This is a genomic window from Ruegeria sp. BHSA191 (assembly GCF_059613325.1).
Window position 1 is genome coordinate 1 of the sequence record NZ_JBXWSH010000017.1, and the last position, 25789, is coordinate 25789.

General features: G+C 58.6%; 27 protein-coding genes. 3 read left to right on the forward strand and 24 right to left on the reverse strand.

Annotation, left to right across the window (positions count from 1 at the left end; translation table 11 throughout):
• From AC2FNS_RS14860 to AC2FNS_RS14900, 9 genes are all read right to left on the reverse strand, one after another.
• Positions 1 to 514, reverse strand: a 514-nt coding sequence (locus tag AC2FNS_RS14860) for a LacI family DNA-binding transcriptional regulator (protein WP_496803900.1), incomplete at its 3' end; no start/stop codon positions are given.
• The gene (locus AC2FNS_RS14865; protein ID WP_496711556.1) at positions 514 to 1278 is read right to left on the reverse strand and encodes an SDR family NAD(P)-dependent oxidoreductase; all 765 of its coding nucleotides are present in this window, start codon (positions 1276 to 1278) and stop codon (positions 514 to 516) included. The genes AC2FNS_RS14860 and AC2FNS_RS14865, both read right to left, overlap by 1 nt.
• A complete protein-coding gene (locus tag AC2FNS_RS14870) occupies positions 1278 to 2330 on the reverse strand; it encodes an ester cyclase (RefSeq protein WP_496711557.1) in 1053 nt (350 codons plus the stop codon). Before AC2FNS_RS14870 ends, AC2FNS_RS14865 begins: the two co-directional genes overlap by 1 nt.
• A complete protein-coding gene (gene hisD, locus AC2FNS_RS14875; RefSeq protein WP_170361379.1) occupies positions 2327 to 3655 on the reverse strand; it encodes a histidinol dehydrogenase in 1329 nt (442 codons plus the stop codon). Before hisD ends, AC2FNS_RS14870 begins: the two co-directional genes overlap by 4 nt.
• Positions 3656 to 3666: 11 nt before the next feature.
• Positions 3667 to 4197: an ester cyclase gene (locus AC2FNS_RS14880; RefSeq protein WP_496711558.1), complete on the reverse strand. Its 531-nt coding sequence runs from the start codon at positions 4195 to 4197 to the stop codon at positions 3667 to 3669.
• Positions 4198 to 4327: 130 nt separating this feature from the next.
• The gene (locus tag AC2FNS_RS14885; RefSeq protein ID WP_496679123.1) at positions 4328 to 5482 is read right to left on the reverse strand and encodes a carbohydrate ABC transporter permease; all 1155 of its coding nucleotides are present in this window, start codon (positions 5480 to 5482) and stop codon (positions 4328 to 4330) included.
• A 1-nt stretch (position 5483) separates the two neighbouring features.
• The gene (locus AC2FNS_RS14890; protein ID WP_496742872.1) at positions 5484 to 6458 is read right to left on the reverse strand and encodes a carbohydrate ABC transporter permease; all 975 of its coding nucleotides are present in this window, start codon (positions 6456 to 6458) and stop codon (positions 5484 to 5486) included.
• Positions 6459 to 6576: 118 nt separating this feature from the next.
• Complete coding sequence (locus tag AC2FNS_RS14895; protein ID WP_496679128.1) at positions 6577 to 7788, reverse strand: ABC transporter substrate-binding protein; 1212 nt, start codon at positions 7786 to 7788, stop codon at positions 6577 to 6579.
• A 74-nt stretch (positions 7789 to 7862) separates the two neighbouring features.
• Complete coding sequence (locus tag AC2FNS_RS14900; protein ID WP_496679129.1) at positions 7863 to 8912, reverse strand: ABC transporter ATP-binding protein; 1050 nt, start codon at positions 8910 to 8912, stop codon at positions 7863 to 7865.
• A gap of 165 nt (positions 8913 to 9077) precedes the next feature.
• Between AC2FNS_RS14900 and AC2FNS_RS14905 the strand changes: the two genes are divergently transcribed.
• Positions 9078 to 10079, forward strand: a complete 1002-nt coding sequence (locus AC2FNS_RS14905; RefSeq protein ID WP_496797705.1) for a nuclear transport factor 2 family protein — start codon at positions 9078 to 9080, stop codon at positions 10077 to 10079.
• Complete coding sequence (locus tag AC2FNS_RS14910) at positions 10076 to 10945, forward strand: amidohydrolase family protein (protein ID WP_496711560.1); 870 nt, start codon at positions 10076 to 10078, stop codon at positions 10943 to 10945. The genes AC2FNS_RS14905 and AC2FNS_RS14910 overlap by 4 nt, the downstream gene beginning before the upstream one ends.
• A gap of 10 nt (positions 10946 to 10955) precedes the next feature.
• Here AC2FNS_RS14910 and AC2FNS_RS14915 read toward each other — a convergent pair whose 3' ends face one another.
• From AC2FNS_RS14915 to AC2FNS_RS14975, 13 genes are all read right to left on the reverse strand, one after another.
• On the reverse strand, positions 10956 to 11957 hold the full coding sequence (locus AC2FNS_RS14915) for a HupE/UreJ family protein (protein ID WP_496711561.1): 1002 nt from the start codon (positions 11955 to 11957) through the stop codon (positions 10956 to 10958).
• Positions 11954 to 12826 carry a peptidyl-prolyl cis-trans isomerase gene (locus AC2FNS_RS14920; RefSeq protein WP_496711562.1) on the reverse strand — a complete coding sequence of 291 codons (873 nt, stop codon included), beginning with the start codon at positions 12824 to 12826 and terminating at the stop codon, positions 11954 to 11956. Before AC2FNS_RS14920 ends, AC2FNS_RS14915 begins: the two co-directional genes overlap by 4 nt.
• Before the next feature lie 86 nt (positions 12827 to 12912).
• Positions 12913 to 14835: a DUF3604 domain-containing protein gene (locus tag AC2FNS_RS14925; RefSeq protein WP_496679138.1), complete on the reverse strand. Its 1923-nt coding sequence runs from the start codon at positions 14833 to 14835 to the stop codon at positions 12913 to 12915.
• Between the two features lie 134 nt (positions 14836 to 14969).
• On the reverse strand, positions 14970 to 15728 hold the full coding sequence (locus AC2FNS_RS14930) for a porin family protein (protein ID WP_496679139.1): 759 nt from the start codon (positions 15726 to 15728) through the stop codon (positions 14970 to 14972).
• A 1049-nt stretch (positions 15729 to 16777) separates the two neighbouring features.
• Positions 16778 to 17932 (reverse strand): adenylate/guanylate cyclase domain-containing protein, encoded by a 1155-nt coding sequence (locus AC2FNS_RS14935; protein ID WP_496803901.1) that lies wholly within the window; start codon positions 17930 to 17932, stop codon positions 16778 to 16780.
• Positions 17933 to 18015: 83 nt separating this feature from the next.
• Entirely contained in the window at positions 18016 to 18618 is a 603-nt protein-coding gene (locus AC2FNS_RS14940; RefSeq protein WP_496797827.1) for an NAD(P)H-dependent oxidoreductase, read from the reverse strand.
• A gap of 13 nt (positions 18619 to 18631) precedes the next feature.
• Positions 18632 to 19060, reverse strand: coding sequence for a nuclear transport factor 2 family protein (locus tag AC2FNS_RS14945; RefSeq protein ID WP_496797828.1), 429 nt, complete (start codon positions 19058 to 19060; stop codon positions 18632 to 18634).
• Positions 19011 to 19667: an SDR family NAD(P)-dependent oxidoreductase gene (locus AC2FNS_RS14950; RefSeq protein WP_496797829.1), complete on the reverse strand. Its 657-nt coding sequence runs from the start codon at positions 19665 to 19667 to the stop codon at positions 19011 to 19013. Before AC2FNS_RS14950 ends, AC2FNS_RS14945 begins: the two co-directional genes overlap by 50 nt.
• Positions 19668 to 19680: 13 nt before the next feature.
• Positions 19681 to 20052 (reverse strand): hypothetical protein, encoded by a 372-nt coding sequence (locus tag AC2FNS_RS14955; RefSeq protein ID WP_496797830.1) that lies wholly within the window; start codon positions 20050 to 20052, stop codon positions 19681 to 19683.
• A 23-nt stretch (positions 20053 to 20075) separates the two neighbouring features.
• Entirely contained in the window at positions 20076 to 20615 is a 540-nt protein-coding gene (locus AC2FNS_RS14960; protein ID WP_168610496.1) for a nuclear transport factor 2 family protein, read from the reverse strand.
• Between the two features lie 27 nt (positions 20616 to 20642).
• Positions 20643 to 21089, reverse strand: coding sequence for a nuclear transport factor 2 family protein (locus tag AC2FNS_RS14965; RefSeq protein WP_496797831.1), 447 nt, complete (start codon positions 21087 to 21089; stop codon positions 20643 to 20645).
• 21 nt (positions 21090 to 21110) lie between these two features.
• Entirely contained in the window at positions 21111 to 22001 is an 891-nt protein-coding gene (locus tag AC2FNS_RS14970; RefSeq protein WP_168610498.1) for an SDR family oxidoreductase, read from the reverse strand.
• A 19-nt stretch (positions 22002 to 22020) separates the two neighbouring features.
• A complete protein-coding gene (locus tag AC2FNS_RS14975) occupies positions 22021 to 22920 on the reverse strand; it encodes an alpha/beta hydrolase (protein ID WP_496797832.1) in 900 nt (299 codons plus the stop codon).
• A gap of 127 nt (positions 22921 to 23047) precedes the next feature.
• Between AC2FNS_RS14975 and AC2FNS_RS14980 the strand changes: the two genes are divergently transcribed.
• Positions 23048 to 23926 carry a LysR family transcriptional regulator gene (locus AC2FNS_RS14980; protein ID WP_496797833.1) on the forward strand — a complete coding sequence of 293 codons (879 nt, stop codon included), beginning with the start codon at positions 23048 to 23050 and terminating at the stop codon, positions 23924 to 23926.
• 550 nt (positions 23927 to 24476) lie between these two features.
• Here AC2FNS_RS14980 and AC2FNS_RS14985 read toward each other — a convergent pair.
• Together AC2FNS_RS14985 and AC2FNS_RS14990 are read right to left on the reverse strand one after the other, a co-directional pair.
• Positions 24477 to 24680: a hypothetical protein gene (locus tag AC2FNS_RS14985; protein WP_058283652.1), complete on the reverse strand. Its 204-nt coding sequence runs from the start codon at positions 24678 to 24680 to the stop codon at positions 24477 to 24479.
• A gap of 236 nt (positions 24681 to 24916) precedes the next feature.
• Positions 24917 to 25672 (reverse strand): helix-turn-helix transcriptional regulator, encoded by a 756-nt coding sequence (locus tag AC2FNS_RS14990; RefSeq protein ID WP_170343062.1) that lies wholly within the window; start codon positions 25670 to 25672, stop codon positions 24917 to 24919.
• Between the last annotated feature and the right edge of the window lie 117 nt (positions 25673 to 25789).

Below are 25789 nucleotides of genomic sequence, written 5' to 3' on the forward strand. Positions count from 1 at the left end.
CGGCCACCTTGCGGCCGCCGGCATAGTTGTCCGAGGTCACGGTGGTGATGCCCTCGATATCCTGGCTGCGGTTGAACAGCACCACCGGAACGCCCGCCTGCTGGCAGCGGGTGGCGATATCCGACGACATCGGCACCGAGGCCAGAATGACCCCGTCCACCTGATAATCGAGGATCTCTTCCATCACGTCGTCGATGTTTCCGGCCGAGCGCGAGGCCATGAAGATCAGCACGTGATAGCCATGCTCTTGCAGGCGGTTCGACAGTTTCTCCAACGCCTCGGGATAGAAGTAGTTGTCCAGGTAGCCGACCACCAGGCCGATGATCCGGCTTTTGCCCGACACCATCGCCCGGGCCAGCACGTTGGGACGATAGCCCAGTTCGGCCGCCGCCTTGCGCACCTTTTCCTCGGTCTTCTTGCTGACCGAAGCGCCGGGCGTGAACACCCGGCTGACCGCCGACTGGCTGACGCCGGCCAGTTGCGCGACCTGAAGCGATGTGACCTTGTCAGCCATCAGTCTGCCGTCCATCCGCCGTCGATCAGCATCGACGTGCCGGTGACCAGCCCCGAGGCGTCGGACGCAAGATAGAGAACCGCGCCCATGATGTCCTCGACCTCGCCTACGCGGTTCAGCTTGATCTTGTCCATGATCCAGGCCGCGCGTTCGGGGTTGTCGAAGGTCGATTGCGTCAGCGGGGTTCGGATGAAGGTCGGGCAGACCGTGTTGATGCGGACGCCCTGCTTGCCCCATTCGTTCGCCATCGCCTTGACCATGCCTTCCAGCCCGTGCTTGGTCGCGCAATACAGCGCCCGGTCGATGCCGCCGACATGGCCCATCTGACTGGAGATATGGATGATCGAACCAGGCCGCCCGGCCGCCATCAAAGCCTTGGCGGCATAGGCCGAAAGGAAATAGGCCGAGCGCAGATTGACACTCGTGACCGCGTCGAAATCCTCGGGCGTGGTTTCGACGGCTGGCCCGTGCCGCGCGGTCCCGGCCGAGTTCACCACCACGTCAAAGGCTTGCGCGGCGAACAGCGCCTGCAACGCGGTCAGGTCGCTCTGATCCAGCACCCGCCCCTCGGCCGACCAGCCCTGCGCCTGCAGGGCGGACACCGCTTCGTTCAGCCGCTCGGCCCCGCGCGCGGCGCAGACCACATGCGCGCCGGCCTCGGCCAGGGCGACAGCGCACCCCAATCCGATGCCCGAAGATGCGCCGGTGACCAACGCGGTCTTGCCGCTCAGCGAGAACGAAGGGGTGCGGGGCAGTTGGGTCATCAGCTCATTCCATCCGGGGTTTCAATGCGGCCCAGGTTCCGGGCCTTGTTGAATTCCCGCAGGCGGGCAAAGACGTCAACGCCAAGCTGCGCATAGGCGTCCAGAAGATCGACCAGAACCCAGTTTTCGCGGATCCGTCCGTTCTCCAGCCGCCAGAAATCGAGGCTGCGCATGGTGATCCGCTTGCCCGAAGGCGCGATGCCCATCCACCCGTCATGGGTGACGGTCTGGATCATGTTGGGCCAGCCCGTCACTGCCGCATAGTCGCCATCGCCGAAGAAATGATAGGTGATGTCGTCGACATATTGCCCGCGATCCGGCATTCCGTTCAGGAACGGGATCTGGTGCCAATTACGGAACCCGGCATAGCCGCGCCCGGTGCCGATGCCCGAAGGCCCGTACCAGTTCATGCGCGGATGCCAGAACCGCTCCATCTCCATCACCTCGGGCCCGCCCTGCGAGGGGTGCTTTTTCAGATGTTCCAGCATGTCGATGATGTGCTGGCAGGTGGCGCGGCCCTTGTCGGCGTCGTAGGGCCCCGGCACCAGACCGTCCTGCGTGGCCGGGCCGGGCACATGCCATTCGCGTCCCAGGCTGGGCGCCATCGGCCATGCGCGGGCCTGCATCATTACCTCGGGGATGTCCCACAGGGCCTGCATTTCTACGATCCGGCCGTTCTCGAACCGGTAGAACTCGTGAAACCGCATGGTCACCTGATGGCCGGTGGGCGGGATGTCCAGCCACGGACCGGTGAAGGTTCCGGTATAGTAGCCGCCGCAGCCGACCCAGTCGGCGCCGAACTCGTCCGGTCCGGCCATCACGATATAGTCGCGCCGTTCGAGGTCCGGCCAGGCATCCAGCAGGCCCTTGAAGGCCAGATCGTAGAACGCCTCGCTGCCGGTGCTGTCACCGAAAGGATGGCACAGGCGGAACAGAGCGTCAGGCGCGGTCACCTGCGCCAGCGCGTCCCGCACGCCGGCTTCGTCGAAATCATACATCGCCGCCCGAAGCGGCGCGATCAGCGCCTTGTGCTGCGTATGCTTGTCACTCATTCGGCGGCATCCCGGTATGGGGCCGGTGCGCCATACGGCACGTTGATGCCGCCATAGCGGCGCACCCGTACGTTACATTGTTCGGCATGGCCCACGAACCCTTCCAGCAGACACAGACGCGAGCCGTACTCGCCGATCAGGGTTGCCGCCTCGTCGGTCAGGATTTTCTGATAGCTGTGGGTCTTCAGGAATTTGCCAACCCACAAGCCGCCGGTATAACGCCCGGCCTTCTTGGTCGGCAGAGTGTGGTTGGTGCCGATCACCTTGTCACCGTTCGACACGTTGGTACGCGGCCCCAGGAACAGCGCGCCATAGCAGGTCATGTTGTCCAGGAACCAGTCATCGCGATCGGTCATCACCTGAACATGCTCCGAGGCGATCTCGTCGGCGACCTGCAGCATCTCGTCATAGCTGTCGCACAGGATCACCTCGCCATAATCCTGCCAGCTGACCCGCGCGGTGTCAGCCGTCGGCAGGATGCCCAGCAGGCGGTCGATCTCGGACAGCGTCTCCTCGGCCAGCTTGCGCGAGTTGGTGACCAAAACCGCGGGCGAGTTGTAGCCGTGTTCGGCCTGCCCCAGCAGGTCAGTGGCGCAGATCTCGGCATCGACGGTTTCGTCGGCGATCACCATGGTCTCGGTCGGGCCGGCGAACAGGTCGATGCCGACGCGGCCGAACAGCTGGCGCTTGGCCTCGGCCACGAAGGCGTTGCCGGGGCCGACCAGCATGTGCACCGGGTCGATCGTTTCGGTACCCAGCGCCATCGCGCCGATCGCCTGAATACCACCCATGACATAGATCTCGTGCGCGCCGCCCAGATGCATGGCGGCGATCACCGCCGGATTCGGCTTGCCCTGGAACGGAGGGGTGCAGGCGATGATGCGCGGCACACCCGCAACGCTGGCCGTGGCCACTGACATATGAGCCGAAGCCACCATCGGGAACTTGCCGCCGGGCACATAGCACCCGACCGACTGCACGGGGATGTTCTTGTGGCCCAGGATCACGCCTGGCAGGGTCTCGACCTCGATATCGGTCATCGAGGCGCGTTGCGCGCGGGCAAAGTTCATCACCTGCTCCTGCGCGAACTTGATGTCGGCCAGCTCACGGTCTGACAGCTGAGCGATCAGGTCGTCGATCTCCTGTTGCGACAGGCGGAACGAGGCGGGCGAATAGTTGTCGAACTTCTCGCTCAGCTCGCGTACGGCGGCGTCGCCACGGGTTTCGATATCCTTCAGGGTTGCCTCGACCACGGCGCGGGTCTTGGCGTCATCCTCGGCCCGGTCTGCGTCGGACTTGCCGCGTTTGAGATACTCGATTGCCATTGTCTTGATCCTCAGTTGTCGGGACGGGGCGGAATTTTCTCGCCCCGGTCATATGCTTCCCAGCCGTGGCCCTGGAAGAGGTCGACGCCTAGCTGCGCGGCGACATGGGCGAAGTCGACGTTCACCCAATTGTCGACGATCTTGCCGTTGACCACTTTCCAGAAATCCATGTAGCGGATCTCGACCCGCTTGCCGGTGGGCGGAATGCCCAGAAATTCACCCGAATGGGTCGCCTCCTGCCGGCCAAAGGCCGCGGCCCATTCGCCCATGTAGAGCCGCGCCTCGTCGATGCAGACCTTGTCGGAAAACGCGGCCTGGAAGGGGCGCTGCCAGTTGTCCTGAAACTCTTGCAGACCGTTCTTCGTGCCGCAGCCTTGGTTGCCCATCCAGCGGAACCCTTCGGCGAAGAACTCGCCAATGTCGTTGATGCGGTGGTCATTCAGGCCGTCGACCATGGCTTCGATCACGCGGCGCGTGTCTTCGGTCTTGGTCAGGTCGGTGTCGCGGGTCAGAACCGCTTGTTCAGGTCGGGAACCTTTCATCGTCTTGTCCTTGTCAGATTGTCAGGGATTGGGGATCGGGGGGACATGCCCCCAAACCCGGGAAAAACCCTGGGCAACCTGTTCAGCGCCGGGTGGCGCGTCAGGGCGTTATGGCGGAACCGGCGGCTCATCAGCCCTTGACCGCGCCGGCGGTCAGTCCGCTGACGATCTGGCGCTGGAAGATCATGACCAGGAAGAAGAGCGGCGCGGTGATCGACACGGCAGCCGCCACGGCGACGACCTGGTCGGTGGTGGTGGTTTCGCGGTTGAACATGCCGGCGATGGCAGGAACCATGGTCTGGTTCTGCGCGTCCAGCAGCAGCGAGGTCACCAGAAAGTCGTTGTAGGCCAGCAGGAAGCTGAACAGCCCGGTAGTGATGACGCCCGGCCACATCACAGGCATGATCACCCGACGGAAGGCCTGGAAATGGTTGCAGCCATCCACGCGCGCGGCTTCGTCCAGCTCGGCCGGGATGTTCTGGAAGAACGACCGCAGCATCCAGATGGTAAAGGGCTGGTTGATCGCCACCAGAACCGCGATCACGGCAAAGGGCTTGCCATATAGCGTGGGCGCGTTTTCCCCCAGGATCGGGCGCAGCCATTCGGCCGAGTTGATGAAGACCGGCAAATAGCCCGCCACCAGAACCGAGTGCGGCAGCGCGCGGAACACCAACGCGACGATCAGGATCCAGAACGCAAGCGTCGAGCCGGACCGCGCCAGCCCATAGCCCGCCAGCGTGCCCACTGTCAGCGACACGGTCACGACGCCCGCGGTAACGATCAGCGAGTTCTTGAAGTTGTTGGAAAAGCCGCGGTCGATCCAGACGGTCTTGTAGTGCTCTGTCGTCAGGCCCAACACGTCGCGCCCCAGCGGGCCGAACAGTGGGTTCAGCACGTTCAGAATGGCCGGCAGAACAATGAAGAACACCAGCAGAAAACCCAGCACCAAAACCAGCCCGCCGATGATCCAGCCGAACCAGGCCTGCCCTGGCCGCGTGTAGGACTTCACCATTTCGGGCAGGGTCTTGGTGGCCAGGCGCGCGGTGGCCCACAGCACGGCGATGCCCATCAGGATATCGAGGATCGAGATCCCCTTTCCGGTCTCGAGCGTGGCCGGACCGAAGATCACGTTCAGCGCATTGCCGTCGAATGCGTCCACCGGCGACTTGAAGCTCATCACCGTGATCCAGAAGATCGGGAAGGCCGCCACCAGGCACCAGAAGGCCAGGAAGAAATTCGATGTCAGCCGCAGACCGAGCGGTTGGCGAAGCGCGCTTGAGGACATGTCAGTGGCCTCCCTTATGGTCGCGCCATGTCCGGCGCAGCGGTGCGATGAGAAGGATGACGATTCCGACCATGGTCAGCATGGCGCTGGCCGAGGCCCGGCTGATCGAACGGTTGCCCGCCTGATCCGGCACGAGGAAGTCATAGGTCAGCCATTGCAGCGAGATGACGTAGCCTTGGCTCGAGAAGCCGACGATTTCTTCGAACACCCGGTACGCGTCCATCAGATGAATCATCGACACGAAGATGATCAGCGGCATCAGGTGCGGAATGACGATGTATTTCAGGCGCTGCCAGCGGCTTGCGCCGTCGATAACTGCGCTTTCAAGGCTGTCCTGGTTCACGGTCTGAAGACCGGCATAGAACACGATCGCGGCAAAGGGCGCGACATGCCAGACGCGGTACAGCATCATCAGCAACTCGATCGTCCAGGCCTGCGCGAACAGGGCGATGTCGCGGTTCAGCCACCATTCCAGCATGGCCGTCAGGATGCCGTCACCGCGAAACAGCCAGTTGATCGACAAGGCACCGATGACCGGCGTGATGATAAAGGGCAGGAGCGACACGAAGATCACCGGCCCCCGGATCGCCTGCGCGGCGTTGTTGATAACGATGGCGATGGCCAAACCGAACCCGATCACCAGCGGCAGGGTGATCAACGTGAAGGTCAGCGTAAAGCGCAGCGCCTTCCAGAAATTGATGGTGGACAGCACGCTCCAGCTGCCTTCGCTGATCGCGCGCCAGGCCCGTTCGGGCTCCAGCACGTTGCGATAGCTTTCCAGCCCGACAAACTGGGTCTGCGTGATGATCTCGCCGTGTTCATCAAGTTTCGGAATAGACTTTTCTTCGGTCACGCAGGTCTGCGTCAGGAAGCCGGGCGTGCAGGTCTCGACCTCGACCGTCTCGTAGATGGGCTGGGTGACATAGAAACTCTGCTTGAACACGCTGACCAGCGGGAACGCGATGAAGAGAAGCATCATAAAGACAGAGGGGCCGACAAAGGCGGCAAATGTCCGGAAATTCATGGCTCTGCCTTTCTCATGGTTCTCGGTGGTGGAAGATGCGGGAGGAGGTCGGCCCCCTCCCGCGTGCGGATCAGTTGCCGACCAGACCTGCTTCTTTTGCGGCGGTCAGATAGTCGGCTTCGATGTCGGCCAGGGTGGTCTGGGCGTCCTTGGCACCGGTCAGATAGTCGGCCAGTCCATTGCCCAGCGCGGTGTGCATGATGCCCATCGGCCCCGACGCCGGGTAGGGCTTGGCGCCTGCTTCGGCCGAGGCGGCAGCACCCGCGGCCAGTTCACCGGGCGTGTAGGCCGGGTTCAGCCAGACTGCGACGTCATTGTTGGCCTGCACCATTTCCGCGTCGATGCCTTCCATCATCACGCGGAAGGCGGCGTCGGCTTCCTCGTCGCTCATGTTCTTGGCCAGAACCATGCCGTCCCACCAGATCGTGGTCGCCGGAGCCGCCGACCCCAACGGAGCCGCCGCCATCGTCACCTTGCCGACCACTTGGCTTTCGGCCTCGTCGTTCATTGCGGCCGCGCGGCTGGCCCACAGGTTGGCCATGGCGATCTTGCCCTGCTGGAACTGCTGCTGAACGTATGTCGAATCCGAGACCAGGTATTCCGGGTCCATATATGCCGTCATCGCCTTGAGCGTTTCCAGCGCGCGAACCCCCTGTTCGTTGTTGATCGCGGGCATGTTGCCTTCGGCAAAGAACTCGCCGCCCTCGCCCAGATACATGTTCACGAATTCCTGACCCAGGTTCCAGCCGGTCTTGAACGTGCCGCCCAGCGGATACTCGACCACGCCGGCTTCCTTGATCTTTTCCGCCGCGGCCAGCACGTCGGCATAGGTCTTGGGCTCGGCAATGCCCAGATCGGCCAGAATGTCGCTGCGGTACATCAGGTGCTGGGCGTTCACCATCATGGCGATGGCCATGGTCTGGCCGTCCACCTTGATCAGCTGGTTCGGCAGCAGGTCCTGGCCGTATTTGGCGACCAGATCATCCAGCGGACGAATGGTGCCCGCGTTCAGCAGCGGCACCAGCGTGGCGTTCGACACGCCGCCGATCTGGTACAGCGCCGGGTTGGCCGCAAAGGCTTCGGGTTGCTTCTCGCGGAATTCCTGATCCAGCGAGGCGCTGAAATTGCCGCATTCGGCCATGGCGTCGGTGGCGGCCTTCCAGGCCTCGAACCCGGCCGAAAGCGATTTAAGCGGAACGGTGTTTTCGAACGAACAGGCGGCCCAAGCGGCGCCCGAGGCCACCGACATCGCGCCGGCCAGTATGAGTGTCTTGAGTTTCATGCGTTTCTCCCTGTCAGGATCGGTCCGTCGTCGACGTCCGGACCGGTGGTTTGCCCTTGCGGGCTGTTGCGGGGTCAATCCCCGATCCGCGCACCGCTTCCAGCTTCGAAGAGATGACAGATTTCGCTTGGCACCGAAAACGAGACGGAATCGCCGATCTCGGCGCGGAAAGACTTGTCGGCCTTGACCGAGACCAGCGCGCCGCCGACCCGGACCGAGATCATCGTGGCGTCGCCCAAAAGCTCGAGCGTATAGATCGGGGCCGTGATCTGACCCTGCTCTGAAGCAAGAGCGGCGTCCTCGGCCCGGAACCCCAGCGTCAGCGGCCCGTCGGGGGCATCTATTCCGGGGATGTCCACGTGCTGCGCGCGGAACACGCCATCTTCGACGCGGCCCTCGATCAGGTTCATGGCGGGTGAGCCGATGAAGCTGGCCACGAAGGTGTTGGCGGGGCGGTCATAGATGTCGGTCGGGCTGCCGACCTGTTGCACGATCCCCTTCTTCATCACCACGACACGGTCGGCCAGGGTCATCGCCTCGATCTGATCGTGGGTGACGTAGATCGTGGTAACGGCCAGTTCGTGGCTGAGGTTCTTGATCTGCGCCCGCGTCGATACCCGCAGCTTGGCATCCAGGTTCGACAGCGGCTCATCCATCAGGAACACGTTCGGTTCGCGCACGATCGCGCGGGCCAGAGCGACCCGCTGGCGCTGACCGCCCGACAGCTCGGCCGGTTTGCGATGCAGAAAGTCGTCCAATTCGACCATCGCGCTGGCGCGGCGCACTTTCTCGTCATGGGTCGCGGGGTCGATGCCGCGAACCTTCAGCGGAAAGCGGATGTTTTCATAGACGTTCATGTTGGGGTACAGGGCATAGCTCTGGAACACCATCGCCACGTCGCGGTCCTTGGGTTCCAGATCGTTGACCACCTTGCCGTCGATCAGGATCTCGCCCTCGGTCACGTCCTCGAGCCCCGCGATCATGCGCATCGTGGTGGTCTTGCCGCATCCGGACGGCCCCAACAGCACAAGGAATTCGCGGTCGGCGATGGTCAGGTCGAAATTGTGGACCCCCACGAACGACCCCCAGCGCTTGCCGACATTGCGCAGTTGAATTTCCGCCATGGTGCCTCCCGGGAAGGAATCGTTTTGCATACGTTTGCAAAAGAGTAATCCAGCCACATCAATTCTGGCAAGACAATTTTGCAAACGTATGCAAAACTGTCCGAAGCAGGTGATTCACACACTCCTGACCTAAATCGCAACCCTCTGCCAGGAAACGGAAAAACCGTGAGTTTTCAGGACCAGAAAAAACTGATTTTGGCATTCCACGACGCGCTGGATGACACGGATGCCGCCGGTGTCGGCCAGGTCATCGAACAATTCTGCGCACCCGATCTGCTGTGGCGCGGCTTTCACCCCTTCCATGAAATCGTTGGCGCAAAGGCCCTGGCCGAGACGTTCTGGCAACCGATCAAGCACGGCCTGAAGCGCATGCAGAACCGGATGGACATCTTCTTTGCCGGCCGAAACTCGCTGACCCAATCCGATGATGTCTGGGTCGTGTCGATGGGGCATCTGATGGGCCTGTTCGACGCGCCGTGGCTGGGCATTCCGCCCACCGGCAAGCTGGCCTTTCTGCGGTACTGCGCCTTTTACAGGGTCGCAGATGGAAAAATCACCGAAACGGCCATGTATTTCGACATTCCCCACCTCATGGTGCAGGCCGGGCTGAACCCCTTTCCTCCACAAACCGCGGCACACCTCGTGCAGCCCGGCCCCAGAACCCATGACGGGCTTTTGATCGACGACCAGCCCGCAGCCGAAGGCCAAAAGACACTGGCGCTGATCAACGCGATGATTTCGGACCTGGGCCAGTGGAACAGCGGCCTGACGCTGGAGGAGGAACTGGCACGCACCTGGCATGACGACATGCTGTGGTGGGGTCCCGAGGGGATCGGAGCCACCTACACCATCCCGCGCTATGCCAAGCAGCACTCGGGCCCGTTCCGCGCCGGTTTCGCCGAGCGGTCCAAAACGCGACACATCTGCCGCATGGCCGAGGGGCATTATGGCGGGTTCTTCGGATGGCCCAACTTCACTGCCGTTCCGACAGGCGGCTTCATGAGCATGCCCGCAACCGGCAAGCCGGGTGAGTTTCGGGTCATCGACATCTATCGGCGCGCGGGCGACAAGCTGGCCGAAAACTGGATTTTCATCGACCTGCTGCATTTCTGGAACCAGCAAGGGGTCGACATCCTGTCGCGCACGCTAAGGACTGCCACGCCATGATGATCGACGCACATCACCATTTGTGGAACCTGAAGGCGGTGCACTATCCTTGGCTGATGGAGACCGGCGGTGTGCGGTTTTTCGGTGACCCATCAGCGATCCAACGCGACTATCTTCTGGACGAATTCCGCGCAGACGCCGCGGCGCAGGGGTTTTCTGCGTCCGTCCACATTCAGGTGGGCGCGGCGGACCCTTGGGCCGAGGCCGCTTGGGTGCAGTCGGTTGCCGATCAGACACCCGACTGGCCGTTGGTCCAAGTGGCTTTCTGCGATCTGACTGCCCCGGACCTGGGGCACCGGCTGGACAGGCTGCAAACCCTGCCCTCGTTGCGGGGCGTGCGCCAGATCGTCGGCCGCGCACCCGAAGAGGACATGGCATCCGGCACCAATGCCCTGCTGGACGACCCACGTTTTCTGGCCGGCCTGCAGGAACTGGGCGCGCGCGGTCTTTCATTTGATCTGCAACTGCTGCCCGAGCTGATGGAGCAAGCCGCCCGCGTTCTGGAGCGCGCGCCCGAAACGTCGGTTGCCCTGTGTCATGCCGGCTCGCCACATGATAGAACAGAGGGCGGGATCAAATCCTGGTCCAGATCCCTTCGGTCGCTGTCCGCGCTGCCGCATGTGTCGTGCAAACTGTCCGGTCTGGGCATGTTCGACCACGGTTGGACGGCAGACTCCGTCCGCCCGATCGTTCAGGAGTGCCTGAACCAGTTCGGCCCCGCCCGCTGCATGTTCGGGTCCAACTTCCCTGTGGACAGCCTGTCCTCGGACTATGCGGAACTGGTGTCTCGCCACCGTTCGCTGATTCCGGCTGGGATGCAGGCGGATGTGTTCGGGCGCACGGCCCGACGTTTCTATCGGTTTTGACGGGCCGGGGTCAGAAACCACTGACCCGCTCGATCAGCCAATACATCGAAACGGTTCCAATTCCATATCCGGTTACCGTCGTCGCCCAGTCGAGTGCGCCACGGGATTGGAAAGCACCCAGAACACGCAGCACCGCCAAGCCAAGCGCGACGACGGCGACAAATGCCAATTGGCCGGCTTCGACCCCGATATTGAAGGCTAGCAACGCGGCTGGAATGTCACCTGCAGGCAAACCGATCTCGGACAGGGCCCCGGCAAACCCCAAACCGTGCAACAAACCGAAACTGAAGCAGACAATCCACGGATATTGCTCGGACAGTCGCAACTGCCCGTCCTTGTGCCGCAATATCTCAAGGGCAAGAAACACGATGGACAGGGCGATCACCGCTTCGACCGGAGGACCCGGCACTTGCAGCAAGCCAAGTGTGGCCAAGGCCAAGGTGATTGAATGTGCGATCGTAAACGCCGTAATCGCCCCGACAAGCCGCCAAGGATCGCGCACCAGAACGATCAGGGCAAACACGAACAACAGGTGATCCCAACCTTCGAGAATGTGTTCGAACCCCAATTGAAAATAGCTGGCGAAAACCGCCCAGGTTGACGGATCTGCCGGGATCGTCAGCTTGGTATTGTCTGGGGTGAAACGCAGCGTTACCGCTTCTGCAGCCAATGGCTGCATCCGCAGCAATACGTCGTTGCGTTGCAACTCAAGCCCATCAATCGCGATCGGTTGATCCGCGATTGGTCCTTGGCATTGCGCCACCCAAACCGAAACCCACGCAGCCCCATCGTTCTGCGGCGCGGGTCCTGATTGCGGCGTACAAATCTTTGGCAAGACCGCCTCGATTGCCATCGGCCGCCCGTTCACATCCGGCAGCCTCCACAGAACCTGCCACGTGTTTTCCGTCAACTGCCGCAGATCGAGGAAACCGGGATCCAAGGCATGGGCTTGGCTTTGCCCGGCCGCCAGCATCAACCAAAAGGCGGAAAGCGCTGCGAGGATCCGCGTCATTCTTGCGGCTCCCACGCGGGCAGCGAGATCTCATACCTGTCAGCCAGGCTCTGGTATTGTGCTTCGGCCAGTTCCTCGGAGGTTTGTCTGCGCCAATCTTGAATCACCATGTCACGAACGTCATCCAGCGGCGGCAGTATGCCCGGCTCCACTGCGTTGACCCTCACCAAGTGCTGGCCATAGCCCGACACCACCGGTCCGGCCCATGCTCCGCTGGGCAACGACGCCAGGATCTCGGAAAAGCCGCGCCCAAACGTGCTGTCGATTGCGCGCGCCGACGACAGCGGCACCGTCTTTGGCAACAGCGTGGGCAACCCTACCTGCATAGGGTCATTGCCCGCCGCAAGAGCCGATTGAGCCGCCTCAACATCGGCGCTGCCGGGGGTCTCGCCCAAGAAGATTTGTTCAAAGGCGAATTTCGGGGGCGTTCGGAATCTATCTGGATTGTCTTGCAGATACGCCGCAAGTTCCGCATCTTCGGGCACGACAGACGACGCAATCGAGCGAGTCAGGAATTCCATCTTCTGAGCAAGCCGCGCCCGAATGACTGGATCGCCCCGGTCCAGACCAAGATCGCGAGCCTCGCGCACCAATATTTCTTCGCGTACCAAGCCATCCACCAGCCGCCGCAATTCTTCTGGGGTGGGCGCACGATTCCAACTGGCGCTGAACCGGCTTGCCAACATCGATACATCATTGTCGTCAACAACGATTGCTTGCTGCTGAGCCTGCTCCTCAGACGGTGGGGATATCCAGTTGAACCACGCGAAGATTGCCACTCCAATCAGCAGGAAATGTGCCAGTGGTTCTTTCAGAAAACGCATAAAATTACCTGTACTCTCGAAAAGCTTTCGCAGAAAAGTGGCCACGACACCGGGGCAAAGCCCACTCGCCCATCATGACAAAAAAAACCGGGCGTTGTCATCCGCCCGGCTGAAACACTTTCGACAACCGGTCATCCCTCCGGTGTGTACCAGATCGGCGACGAATAGGCGCGCTCCTGATGCACTAGCTGCGCCTCCTCGGGAAGCTCAAGGTCAAAGCGCAGCTTGTCGTACAGAACCCAGCGTGGGGTCGGGATTTCCAATACCCGGACATAGTAGAAAGCCCGGGCTGCCGGATCGAATTCGGGATCGGTCCAGACGGTCACCAGCTCGGACGCGCCGATCGTGTTGGTCCAGCTTGCGGTGTCCAGATCGACCGTATTTCCGACCGGGGGCAGTTTGCCATTTGCGTCCGGCTCTCGATCCCCTGACCAAACAACGTCGAACACCTTTTCCTGCATCTCACCCTCGGCGTCCAACCAGCCCTTGACCACCTGGACACGGTCCAGGTTGGCGCCGATCGGATCGCGCAATGCCCCGATCAGGAAGGTCGGTGCACCCTCACCCTCGCGCGGGCGGAGATCACTGCCCATGGGTACGCCCTTGGTATAGCCTACATCGGCCACCAGACGCGTCAGCAAATCGTCCTCAACAAAATCCCATCCGCCAAAGAACCGCAGCCCGATCCGAGGCCCGGTCGTGGCATAGGTTTCGCGCCGCTTGAACGCGTCGAAAATGGCCGAGCGCGTGTTGTCCGACGCCCAGACCGCCGTGTAGCCCGAGGCCACCAGCGTGTGCCCTTCGAACGCGCCCAACTCGCTTTCGACGAAGGGGTGCAGCACACGGGTCGGCGATGGTTCCGCACTGACGGATTTTCCGAAATAGTTTTCCTCCTCCGCTGTGGTCAACGAAGTATGGCTGTCGGTGGCGCCGCCCATTCCGAACTTGTAGGGGTTTACGCCGAATTTCTCTTCGAGCATCAATCCGCGTTTCAGCGCCTCGCGCGCGTATTCGCCGGCCAACATGTCGTCGGTTTTCAGTTGCGTAATATCCAGATTGCCCACATCCCAATTCTCGTAGTCGGCGAATTCATCATCCGGGCTGAGAAAGGGATGCGCCTCTCCGTCGCCCTTAATCTGCGTCACCTCGTAGTGCGGCTCCCACTTGGCACGGTTCTTGACGTATTCTTCGTCGACCTTGCCACCGTGATAGGTGTCTTCGGTCGGAAACATCCAGCCGTTGGACAGATTGCCATTATGCGCAAAGGCCAAAGCCCGTCCGCCGGTCCGGGCCTGATAGTCTTCCAACCAAGCATAGAGCGCCTTGGGATCCGTATCCCCGTAGGGCGGTTGTGTGACCGGTGGCACCACCTGCAGCGCTCGGATCGGCCCGTCCCGCAGCATGACGTTGCGGTGCAGGTTGAACCCCTTGGGTACCGAAGTCCATTCGAACCCAATGAAAGCGGTGAAATTGCCCGGATCGTTGTGCCGTTCGGCGGCCAGAACGATCTGCTCCCATGTAAAGGCAAATGCATCGGCGCCGGGGCTGTAGGATTCCAGCAGCACCTCGGGCAGGGTCATTTGCGAAAAATTGGTGATGATATCAAAGGCGGCCTTGGCGGCCTCTTCCCCGCCAGCCTTGTAGCCCTGGTACCATTGCAACCCCTTCGGATCAGCCAGCACACCCGGCTTGCCCGCCTGCAGGTCAGGCGCAAACCCCATCAAGTCGGTGTGATCGGTCAGAACCATCCAGTCGAGAGGCCGCGCAAGGCGCACCGGCTGACCTGTCGAAGAGATTACCTGCTCGCCCTTCGCAAATCGCCACGCCTCATCCGGACCGAGCGTATTGCCGAAAGCGCCGGCGTCCAATGACAAGGACGTGTGCAGATGTGTATCGCCCCACAACGGACGTTCGGGAAAAGTACGATTTGCATAAGGCGAAAACGGTGCTTCGGCGAAAGTGCCTTCGGCAGCCTCCTTGCTGGGAACGGCATCCGCAAAACCCGAGGTTGGCAAGGCTATCAATCCGGCGAGTATCGCGGTCACTCTAAACATCTGGTCCCCCCATTTCCGTTTTGTGCGACCGGTCTTTGCCGCAGGCTCGACTCACAGAGTATCACAGTGAGGCAGCGCAAGTCTGAGAAACTTGCCTTGGGGCCAGATGACCACCTAAAGACCCTGAAAAGTCGTCAGAAACGGTAAGTCGCCCCGATCACTGGCCCAGATTGGCTGAACGTGAAGTCGTTGCCGTTCAGGACGTGATCAAAGGAGATGTAGCGATAGCCACCCCGGATCAGCCACCTTTCGTTCAAAGCATAATCCGCCGTCAGCAGCACCTGCCAGGTTTCGCTGTCACTCTGAAAGCCGCCATAATCGAAAAAGGCGGTGCCGGTCCACCGTTCGGACAGGACGAAACGCGCCCGCGCTGCAATCACCGCATCGGTCCAACTATTGTCGACCGAACTTGTACCACCCGGCGCGGAACCGGGCCGAAGCGTGAAGGTAGTTTCAGTACTGAACCAGCGCAGACCACCCGCCAGATCCAGTTGAACGGTCGGATCCTCGTAGACCCGATAGCCCAGATAGGCGCTGAGGAATTGTGTTGTTGCCGAGGTGTCGAGACCCGAGAAAATCGGTCCGGGCGTATCGGTTCCGAACGACAGGTCCGTGTAGTTGTAGTCCGCCAACAGGGTCCAGCGCCCGTTGGTCGCGGAAAATGTACCCATGAAGGCCAGATCCAAGTTGCTCAGCGCGTCCGAGAAGCTCAACGTGCCCTCTACGCCTCCTGCGGGCGTGTCGAGGCCGGTCTTGGTTTCCGGCATGAACAGGTAGATCGTCGCCTGATAGGACCAATCGCCTTGCTGGGCCCGGGCCGAATCTGCCCCGATGACAAACGCAACCGCACACGTGGCGGTCGCTGCGATCAAATTTCGTGTTGTTCCAAACATCATTTTCCTCCCGCAAACACAGAGAACTTTTTCTCTTTCGCCCAGAAAGAGGGGCAAGCAGCACTGGTTGCCCAGTTCAACATAAAAACATCTTGATGTCGCCGCCCGAATTGCCGCTCGCCCTGATTAGATCTCGTAAACGCTGCTAAACGGTACGCGCCGTCATGCAGGCCACCGGAAGGAAATCTTCGGCCGGTTTACAGCCACGTTACCCGTCGAATTCGCGGCGCTTCGGCGCCAGTTCCATGTACTGCGAACCGGAGTCTGCGCCGCTCAGCCCGAACGACTTGCAGCAGAAGTGCCCCCCACGAGGATGTGAGCTCTTGCAAAGTGACGGGTCAAATCAAACGGCTATTCACCTGCCCCAGTCCAGATGCAACGCCGCGGGGCAGGCCGGTTCTTCCAGAACCCGAAAGGGCCGCCTCCCGTCTGCCAGAAGGCCGCACCGACCGGCGTTTTGGATGCCGCAAAGAAATCCGATGCCAGTCCATCACTCTTTGTATTGCTTCCGCCGAACGACAGGGTCACACCGCGCATTTAAAGTGCATTGCGGCCGGGAGTGTCGGCACCTTCCAGATTGTCTTGGGGGAGAAAGACAGTCGCCGACTTGAAAAGTTTCTCTTGGAAGTCACCGGCTGGATTTTACCAAGTGGCGGACCGAGGAGCAACAATACTTTTTATATAACTATTTGTTAATATTTTATAAAATCTCAGAAATTAAGATACATACCACTAAATATACCACACCAATCATTGGAACTGGCGCTTCAAAGTCTCAGGTTCGGGCATGACGGAACGACCGGTAGCTAAGAATAGCAGACACTCATACAAAGTGCAGCGAACGTCTTCTTCGAGCCCAACCTGTGAATTCGTATTTTGTGCTGCGTGCGCTCGTAGCAGGAAAATAGCTGCAGTTATTCGATCCCAGACGCCGCTTTGCGGCGGACAAACCAGCCATTGATGCCTGGCGCAGCGAACGCAATCGCTGCCAATTCACAGATCTCAGGGCAAGTCTGCTGATGCGGGTTCTGAACTGTCGAAACAAACCGCTAGGCGAGCGTGAACAGTTCGATGTCAACAGGTATGCCTCTAACAGAATGCAAGCCAATAGATTTGGCATTGATGTCGGCCCGGTCCGCAACTCGTTTGGTGAGAAGCGTACTTCGACCCAATGTCTTGCACATGTCTTGAATGCGGCTTGCGACGTTCACCGCTTGGCCAACGACGGTGAAGTCTAATCTGTCAGGGCTTCCGATATTTCCAAACGTCACTTCTCCAAAGTCCACGCCAATCACGAAGTCGATCGGCTCGCGTCCTTGTTTCACCTCATCGGTATTATGCTGTTTTAGTTTCGACAGGGATTGTAAAGCAGATGCCGCCGCTGCTGCGCAGGCGGAATCAGCATCGTGGTCCCCATTAAAATAAGCCAGAATCCCGTCTCCCATGAACTTCAAAACAACTCCACCATTGTCTTGGATCGCCGAAACAACCATCTCGAAGTAGTTGCCCATTACCGTCAACAACCGCTCTTCTGACAACACCCCTGACTTGCGAGTAAACCCACGCATATCTGCAAAGATAATCGCAGCCGACATGGTCTTGTGTTCACCGCGTTTGATTTTGCCCAAGCCAATTTCTCTGGCAGGTTCACCCCCCAAGTAAGTTGACAGCAGACTGGTTTGAGACTCACGCATTGCTACCGGCTCCAATGCCGCCGCAAGCGCATGTCTTGACCCTTCGATTAGACCAATATGCTCATTCGAAAACCCGGCCTCTGCATGGGTGGTGAAGCTTGTCCCTTGGATCGAGCCGTCGCCGTAAGCCAGAGGAACCGATAGAAAATCCGTCGCACCTGTTGCTGCCAGGTCAGCATAAACCGAATGAGCCTTGCTTAGATCCTGACCTTTAAGCCTTTGTCGCAGTGTTTTTCCGGTGTTGATGACGTACTCGAATGGACTGCCACGCCAAGCACTTGTGTCTAAAACGGTTGCTCGTACGGTATAGCGTTCAGTCTTCTCTGGCGTCCAAATAATACCCCAAGCACTCAGAAGCGGATTCAAATAACTTTGAGCAATACGTACCCGCGTTAACGGGACACCAAGCGACACAAGGACCGAGCAATAAGTACCCACGATTTTTGTGGCGTCGCCCGTCAGTCGGCCGTCCGCCACCAGCCATTGGTTCAAATCGTGCATGTCGCGCATAGGTGACGGTCCTTGTGTAACGATTGCAATACTGCCTTTGCTGCAAGTTAAATGACAGGCCGTGCGGTCACCGTGTTCAAGATCTAACTGACGGCTGCCGCTTTCTCAGGATCAGCTTCCAATTCCTTCAGCAAACGCGCTTGCCGCGCCGCAGGATCAAGCTCCGGATCAGAGATGTGCTGCAACATGGGGAGAACACTTGCCTCGATTTCATCGGCGGCCGCTCGTGCCATGCCGTGAAATACAAAAGGACGAAGATAGCGCATGTGTGCGAGCAGCGCTGTTTGCTGGAATGGCTTCAAAAACTCATCCATGGAAAAATTGTTATAGCCTCCAGCATGATAGCTATCCGCAGGCCCGCCTGTGGAAACAAGCAGCAGAAATTCACGACCACTCAGCTTGTCGCCACCGGGTCCGTAGGCGAAGCCATAGCTCAATACTTGGTCCATCCACGCCTTCAGCACCGGCGGCGCAGAATACCAGTAGAACGGAAACTGAAAGATGATCCTGTCATGAGACAGGAGCTCTGCCTGCTCCGCTTCAATATCAAAGGTCATTGTCGGACCTCCGATCTCGGTCAGATTCCGGGCCGTTACGCCTGCTGCTGATGATAGCGCATCAAACCAAACCTTGTTGATTTGGGAGTTTTCAAGATTGGGGTGTGCAGTGAGTACAAGGATTTTCATCGTGGATCCTGGTTTATATTTGAACGGCGTAGTGTGTGATTATGGGCTGGCCATCCCTGTCAATTTCGTAGCGCCACTGCTCATGCGCGGTGACGTTGAGTGCGGACCCGTCGAGCAGCTTTGCCCGTAGCTCAACAGAGAAGCTCACCTCTTTATCCGTGACTTGGATGTCGCTGAGATCGTGTTCCGTTGGACGGGCGAACGTATTCAGGATGTTTGCATACCAATCCTTAAAACGCGCGTGGCCATGAAGTGCTTCGTTAACATCCGGCATGTCCCAAACGACATCTGGATGCAAATTGGGCAAAAAGGCATCAACGGGATCAAGGCGGTCAAACCGCTGAAACCAATCCGCAATGAATGCCTGTATTTCAGGGTAGCGTTCCATATTCTCACCATTCGATTTTCTTGCGATCACGGAAAAAGCCGCCTGTTGGTCCATCAGTGTCCAACGTGGCCAACCAAATGGCAGTGTCCGCTCCTTCAGCAGGAGAACGGGTCGCCCCCATTCCTCCCATCCGAGTACGAACCCAACCGGGACACATCGCATTGACCTTTACTGTGTTAGGCAAGCTGCGTGCCGACGCTGCCGTCAAAGCATTGAGTGCTGCCTTGGCAACGCCATAAGCGCCGGGGCCAGACACACCATCAGAGAAAGCGCCCCAACCCGATGAGACATTGACGACGCGCCCGTAGTTCCGATCCTTCATGACCGGTGTCAGTAAGTGCATGAGCAACATGGGACCATGCACCATCACCTTCATTGCTTCATCAAAATCAGAAGGGTCGCTCAGAACCGAATCGGCCCCCAGCACCCCGGCGTTGTTCACCAGAATGTCTATGTCGGAGGTCTCCTCCACCGCCCTGACGATGCTGGCAGTTTCTGCAACATCTAGGCTGACGGCTGTTGCGCCGATCTTGCGTGCAACCTTTTCCCCATTGGACAGGTCACGACAACCGATCACAACATCATGACCCTTAGAGACCAAACCCTCTGCGATAGCGAGGCCGATCCCTCTATTGCCGCCTGTTACAAGTGCGCGTGCCATGGTGTCGCCTCCCTTAATCTGCGTATTGAAGGGACATGCGGGTGATCTGGCCCTCTTCGTTCCACCAATAGGAATAGTGGACGATCCAACTCAGCCAGTTCACCTCGGTCTTGGCGTAGCCCTCTTGTTGCTCCAGAATTTCGCGATGTGCGAAAGTGTCCCCACCGGGGATGACCTCTCGCAATGCCCAAGCACGGATGGCCTCCGCTCCATTGAAGGAGCGAGAGACGTCGATCATTTCGGCATCAGATGTGAAACACCCCATATAGGCATCAATGTCTTTTGCGTTTGCGCTGTCCTGATAGCAGGAGATGGCTTGGGGCAAATCCTCTGCCAACGCAGGGACGGCAATCAGTGCAAGAGAGACTGTTATGTGCTTCAGCATTGGACTTGCTCCTGTTTTGACGATCAGTTGTTGCCAGCAGCGACACGTGCGGTGGCTAGGGCAGGCAGATTTTCGTTGCCCAGTTGCGCCCGTAGGTTTGCGCGCATGAAAGTGATCTTCCAGCCGTCGTCGGTCTTCGCCAGTTCATGCTGGTAGTCACCAATGAACACCCATGTATCCTCGCCGTCATTTTCAAGGATATGTGTGGCGTAGATGTTCGCTGTGGTGGTGGCGGTATCGCCGTCGATCTGCACGCTTTCAGTGCCCATCAGGTGGTGAGTCCGGTCATAGCCGGGCAGAACCGTCTGCCATGCACCAACGATTTCTGCGGGCAGAAGTGTGGGGAGTTCAGCAGAGGTGCCAGCAGACGCGTTGGCATAAGAGGTGTAGTCCAGCACAGCGCCTTCTGGATGAAACTGGGCAGCGACTTGATCCCAATCACCTTGATCAGCGTAATAGCCGACATTGTTGATAGCGTTCAGAACCTGCTGCTCATCGGACATCTCGGCCAATGCAACAGATGCGGTAGCCACGAAGAGTGCGGTTGAAATGAGCGTTTTCATGTTTTGATTTCCTTATCGTCTGGGGGGTCAAGCTGCGGCGCGGGATTGCGCCAATGCGGGGAGGTCCGTGTTGCCGGTCTGGAATTTGAACTGGAACGTGTTGCCGCGCAGTCTCCAGTCAGAGCCTTCTTTGGTCAGTGTCAGCACATAGCTGCCGTAGACTGTCCAAACCTCACCATTTTCAGCACCTGCGATCTGATGGTCCGCCGTGACATAGGCACGAACCTGCGCCCGATCGCCGGTTTCCTCGATAATCAGCCGGCCAAGCTGATGATGCGTTGCATCAAAGCCGGGCAAGACAGATTGCCACCCGGACAGAATGTCGGTGGGAGCAAGGTCTGCCGCAGGGCCAGCACCATAGCTGGAGTAATCCAGATGAAACGGATTGGTCATCAAGGCTTCCGCTGCATCCCAGTTTCTGGTGTCCACGGCCTCAAAGAAGCCCTGAACGACGTTTGTGATTTCTACAGACATTGGTTTTTCCCTTGTGGCAGATCAGGCGAGCTGACCGCCCGTCGCGTCCAAATCCGTGCCGTTGATCGAGCTGGCTTCGTCAGAGGCGAGGAACATCACACCGACTGCCATTTCGTGGGCTGTCATGATGCGAGGGGTGACAAAGTTGGGGGCCATGCCCTCGTAGGTCACGCCTTGATACTCAAAGCTCTCTTGAAGCATCGGCGTGTCCACGGCCAAAGGTGAGATGGAATTGATGCGGATGTTATCTTTGGCAGACACATTTGCCCCAGCCTTGGTCAGGCCGCGTACGGCGTGTTTGGAGGCGCTGTAATGACCCGTGAAGCCGAAGCCACGATGCCCAGCGACCGATGCCATATTGATGATGGAGCCGCCGCCCTGAGCTTTCATCTGCGGGATCGCAAATTTCATGCCATAGAAGACGCCCTCGACATTGGTGGCCATATGATCTTGGAACTCTTCCACGGGGATGTCCTCGATCAGCGCCGGGGTCATGAAGATGCCCGCATTGTTGAACAGCACGTCCAGACGGCCGGCGTCAGCAACGATGGTTGAGATGAAGCGTTCTACCTGCGCTGGATCGCGCACATCCGTCACCATCCAAGTCACGTCACCACCTTTGGCGCGGATCTCGGCTTCTACCTCTTTGCCCAAGGCGTCGCGCCGGGCGGTGATATAGACTTTGGCCCCTTCCATTGCGAAGGCATCCGCTGTGGCTTTGCCGATGCCAGAATTGCCGCCGGTGATGGCCACGACTTTGCCAGCAAAGCGGCCTTCTAGATTTGCGGTGGTCGCGGGGTCAGACGGGGTGAGTGTGTTGGCCGCGGCGGCTCCGGCCATCGCGGCCCCGGCGAGGACAATCCCCCCGCCAGTCAGAAATGCGCGACGATTGGTGAATTCTTGATCAGACATGTTCTGGGTCTCCTCTGGGTTATGCGTTCAGAAAGTCAGCGACGGCATCAGACGCGGCCTTCACAGCATCCACACGGTCGTAGAAATCGAATTGGGTCACATCGTCACCAAGCCACAGCTTTTCCAGCGGCGCTTTGGTGCGTGCCTCATAGGCTTCAGCGCCAGCCAGCAGGGCAATCGAAGGAGAGCCGACCATCAGGACTGGTTTTATCAGTCGGTCCGCCGAAGCTTGTGCGTCATAGGTCAACCAGGGTTTCCACGACGCCACCGAGAACTTGTTGTCATAGGCAGGGATCAGACCACGATCTTCTTCGGTATAGTAAGGAGCCTGATACATTACGGAGTTTGCGTCAGTCGCACTTGCTCCAAGCAGTACAGTGTCCGCAGCGTCGTCAGCCTCGCTTGCCGCGATCATGCCTGCAACAGCCTCTGCACCCCCATAGATGCCCTCAGCCATCGGTGCATCATGCAGCCATGGGGCCACAAGGGCGAGCTTGTTCAGGCGGGCATCGTCTGCAACAGCCTCAGCCATATAACCGGAAGAGGCGCAGACGCCGAGGCCGGAAATGGTTTGGATATCATCGCGCCCCGCCATGAAGTCTGTTGCGGCCTTGATGTCGGCTGTCTTGGTAACTGGGTCTTCTACATAACGGGGCGCACCCTCGCTTTCACCCCAGCCTGTGAAATCGAAGGCCAGAGCGGCAAAGCCCCGCGCCGCCAGTTCACGCGCATAGGTGCCGGGCATCTGTTCTTTCACCGTGGTCCACGCCCCGGTCACGATGACGCCCGGTATTGCGCCATGTGCATTTGCCGGTTTGTAGAGCGTGCCTTTCAGTGTTGCGCCATGGCTGTCAAAACTGACCGCTTCTGTGATGACACCCTTAATCTCTGGTTTGTTTTGCAGATTGATCGTCGCCATGGGGGGCTCTCCATCTATGTTCGTTTCGCTTAGAAAAGAAATAGCTTGGAGAATGGGCTTCGATAATATAGCTATTATCCAACATTAAAGTGTATGAAATCGAATAATGCGTCTACCGCTCTCGACCTTGGAAATTTTTGACGCCATCGCCCGAGAAGGATCGTTCAAAGGCGCGGCGACCCGTCTGAATTTGCAGCCATCAACAGTCAGCCATCAGTTGAAAACACTGGAAGCGCAGCTTGGGACCGCCCTGTTCATCAGGACAACACGCTCGATCAGTCTGACCGACGCGGGCCGTGCTCTTCTGCGTGGTGCAGCCCCTGCTTTTGATCAGCTCTCAGATGCGGTGGAAACCGCGCGGTCTGTTGGGCACGCCCCACGCGGATCACTGCGTCTAGCAATGACCGATTTCGCCTATTCAATGCATGTTGGGGCTGCCTTGCCTAGCTTTCGCACAGCGTATCCCGAGATCGAAATCGAGATGCTCTTCACGGATGCATTGACGGATTTGCTCGGAGAAGAGCTCCATGCTGGCTTCCGGCTTGGGGACCGCATCGCGCCGGACATGGTGGCTGTGCGCCTCACCCGGTCCGAGCCCTTGGCGGTTCTGGCCAGCCCGGATTATTTGGAGCGTCATGGCGTCCCCCACACGCCTGCTGACCTGCTTGATCACGAGTGCATCCGCTACCGTTTCCCCACGTCGAGACAGATAGCGCCCTGGACGTTTTCGCAAGATAGCAACGACTACACCGTGGATGTTGGCGGCAAAATAATCGTCAACACACTGCCGTCAGTGGTCGATCTGGCCAAAGCTGGTCACGGGTTTATCTTCACCTTCCGTGACTATTGTGCAGAAGAAATCGCATCTGGAAATTTGGTCACTGTTCTTGAATCCCATGTCGGCAAAACACCTGGCACTTTTATTTATTTTCCACGCGAGTACCGTAACATGGTGCCACTCCGACTATTTGTTGATCATTTGAAGTCAGTCGTGTCCGATAGGTGACTGATATATCCAGAATGTGGACGCAAGCCGGAAACAAATCGATTTTCTGCGCAGCATATCGTCGTGTGAGGACTGCATTCAGTCATTTACACGCGCGGCAGGAATATCCTCTTTTTCCGTGTCCAAGTTGTCGGATCAAGCGGCAGCGAATGTGTGGTCTCTGTCCCGGCCGGGATGGCGACATTTAACGACTGCTTCGGTGACATACGCTGCATCGTAACAAAATCTGCGCCGCGAACGCGAACGAATGCTGCGTCAGCGAAGCGCAAAAATCGAATGTCGGCAGAGTCCGCTTAGCGGTTGTTCGGGGAAAACCGATCGATGTCCGAATTGCGGACGAAGCGGTCTGTGGTTCTCCAATCAAATCGGCCGACCTTAAGTTTACAGTACACGGTTGTGGAGAGTGAGAAGGATTTGTTGTCTTCACTTCCGGAAGTATAGTGTCTCAATTGGCACCCTTATTGCATGCTGAGCAGGACGTTATGGCTCACGAGCGTCCAGATACCTTCCGGTTAAGCCCTTTTGAGTGTCAGATGGTATCGTCCCAAAATTAGGTTGTTGGTTGTTCGGGTGCGTCACCTAGAGCCAGCAGCAAAAGAATAGCCAAAAGAGGTGATCCAACCAGACCGATCAGGAACCAGATCAAACCGGATCGGTTGCGCCGCCCTGCCATCGTGATCGGCAGGATATAAAGCCAGATCACGACAACCAGCAAGATGAGCATAAAAATCAACTGGATAACTGGTGCGTCCATGAAATTTTGCCTTTCGTATCTTGACGCCATTTTTAAAACGGCTGATCCGGTTAGATAGACAATGGCCCGAAAGCGTTTTCGGGTATTAATTTAGCCCAACATGGGTCCCAGGCGTCCCAACCCTCTCCCTTTGCGTTCCTTGGCTATCAGACAGTGCCGTCCAAATGTTTGGTGTTTTCCGGGTCACAAGGTAGCAAGGTCGGCAAAACGGATAAAGTGGGTGTTCAAGGAACCTTTTAAAGCGCCTTTTCAATGAACTTTGAAAAAAGCTCGCCCTGCGAGTTGATCCTAAGTTTCGCGTAAATGTTGCGTCTGTGGATGCGGACTGTGCCTGGAGAGATGCCGAGAATTGTGCCAACAGCTTCTGCCGAATGGCCCTTCAATGTGAACTCAACGACTTCTCGTTCTCGTGGCGTCAGAACGCCATCGCCAAATGCCTGGAATGCTAGATCAACGCGACGACTAACGCCATTCGCTGCGGCGCCGCGGGCCATCGTTGGAAAGTCACTCCAATGTTTGCAACAGGCTGCCCGAACGAGCGGCCATAGAGCGTGCAAATGACGAATTTCCTTGGCGGAAAAAGGCTTCTCTGCTCGCATGAGCGAGACCACAACCATCCCAGCGCCTGGGATATCGATAAAGTAGCCAATCTCCTCTGCTAACCCAGTCCTTTTGTAATAGCTGCGATAGTATTCGCCCTGATAGAACCTGTCCGGTGCGATATCGCGCATGCGGTACAGACCCGGTGTTATTGGTTTTGTCGCGGCCAAAAAAAATGGATCAAGTACGTAGGGCCCGGCTTGGTAATCCTCAACAAAAATACGCCGTTTGCTTTTGGGGAAATCGTCGTGAAGGTCTATTGGTGCTTCGGTTCCAACATGGCCAAACACCACCGTAAAATCAAATGGTGCGACCTGCCGTAAGCCATCTGCCAAAGCACATGGAAATTCTGGCGTTCCGATCTTCTCCACAACCCTGCCGGCCTCTTCCATCCAATCGTACACACGCCGCTCCAGATTTTCGAAAAGCACCTCTATACCCCAATTGTGGTATATACAGTTATTCCGAGTTATTGTTACTTTTTCCTTGTTTGAGTGGTATGCCAACAA

What these genes read in the sequence shown, in the direction of transcription:
- AC2FNS_RS14865 (WP_496711556.1), bottom strand. Translation starts at nt 1,278, where the DNA reads ATGACCCAACTGCCCCGCACCCCTTCGTTCTCGCTGAGCGGCAAGACC.
- AC2FNS_RS14870 (WP_496711557.1), bottom strand. Translation starts at nt 2,330, where the DNA reads ATGAGTGACAAGCATACGCAGCACAAGGCGCTGATCGCGCCGCTTCGG.
- hisD (WP_170361379.1), bottom strand. Translation starts at nt 3,655, where the DNA reads ATGGCAATCGAGTATCTCAAACGCGGCAAGTCCGACGCAGACCGGGCC.
- AC2FNS_RS14880 (WP_496711558.1), bottom strand. Translation starts at nt 4,197, where the DNA reads ATGAAAGGTTCCCGACCTGAACAAGCGGTTCTGACCCGCGACACCGAC.
- AC2FNS_RS14885 (WP_496679123.1), bottom strand. Translation starts at nt 5,482, where the DNA reads ATGTCCTCAAGCGCGCTTCGCCAACCGCTCGGTCTGCGGCTGACATCG.
- AC2FNS_RS14890 (WP_496742872.1), bottom strand. Translation starts at nt 6,458, where the DNA reads ATGCTTCTCTTCATCGCGTTCCCGCTGGTCAGCGTGTTCAAGCAGAGT.
- AC2FNS_RS14895 (WP_496679128.1), bottom strand. Translation starts at nt 7,788, where the DNA reads ATGAAACTCAAGACACTCATACTGGCCGGCGCGATGTCGGTGGCCTCG.
- AC2FNS_RS14900 (WP_496679129.1), bottom strand. Translation starts at nt 8,912, where the DNA reads ATGGCGGAAATTCAACTGCGCAATGTCGGCAAGCGCTGGGGGTCGTTC.
- AC2FNS_RS14910 (WP_496711560.1), top strand. Translation starts at nt 10,076, where the DNA reads ATGATGATCGACGCACATCACCATTTGTGGAACCTGAAGGCGGTGCAC.
- AC2FNS_RS14915 (WP_496711561.1), bottom strand. Translation starts at nt 11,957, where the DNA reads ATGACGCGGATCCTCGCAGCGCTTTCCGCCTTTTGGTTGATGCTGGCG.
- AC2FNS_RS14925 (WP_496679138.1), bottom strand. Translation starts at nt 14,835, where the DNA reads ATGTTTAGAGTGACCGCGATACTCGCCGGATTGATAGCCTTGCCAACC.
- AC2FNS_RS14930 (WP_496679139.1), bottom strand. Translation starts at nt 15,728, where the DNA reads ATGTTTGGAACAACACGAAATTTGATCGCAGCGACCGCCACGTGTGCG.
- AC2FNS_RS14935 (WP_496803901.1), bottom strand. Translation starts at nt 17,932, where the DNA reads ATGCGCGACATGCACGATTTGAACCAATGGCTGGTGGCGGACGGCCGA.
- AC2FNS_RS14940 (WP_496797827.1), bottom strand. Translation starts at nt 18,618, where the DNA reads ATGAAAATCCTTGTACTCACTGCACACCCCAATCTTGAAAACTCCCAA.
- AC2FNS_RS14945 (WP_496797828.1), bottom strand. Translation starts at nt 19,060, where the DNA reads ATGGACCAACAGGCGGCTTTTTCCGTGATCGCAAGAAAATCGAATGGT.
- AC2FNS_RS14950 (WP_496797829.1), bottom strand. Translation starts at nt 19,667, where the DNA reads ATGGCACGCGCACTTGTAACAGGCGGCAATAGAGGGATCGGCCTCGCT.
- AC2FNS_RS14955 (WP_496797830.1), bottom strand. Translation starts at nt 20,052, where the DNA reads ATGCTGAAGCACATAACAGTCTCTCTTGCACTGATTGCCGTCCCTGCG.
- AC2FNS_RS14960 (WP_168610496.1), bottom strand. Translation starts at nt 20,615, where the DNA reads ATGAAAACGCTCATTTCAACCGCACTCTTCGTGGCTACCGCATCTGTT.
- AC2FNS_RS14965 (WP_496797831.1), bottom strand. Translation starts at nt 21,089, where the DNA reads ATGTCTGTAGAAATCACAAACGTCGTTCAGGGCTTCTTTGAGGCCGTG.
- AC2FNS_RS14970 (WP_168610498.1), bottom strand. Translation starts at nt 22,001, where the DNA reads ATGTCTGATCAAGAATTCACCAATCGTCGCGCATTTCTGACTGGCGGG.
- AC2FNS_RS14975 (WP_496797832.1), bottom strand. Translation starts at nt 22,920, where the DNA reads ATGGCGACGATCAATCTGCAAAACAAACCAGAGATTAAGGGTGTCATC.
- AC2FNS_RS14985 (WP_058283652.1), bottom strand. Translation starts at nt 24,680, where the DNA reads ATGGACGCACCAGTTATCCAGTTGATTTTTATGCTCATCTTGCTGGTT.
- AC2FNS_RS14990 (WP_170343062.1), bottom strand. Translation starts at nt 25,672, where the DNA reads ATGGAAGAGGCCGGCAGGGTTGTGGAGAAGATCGGAACGCCAGAATTT.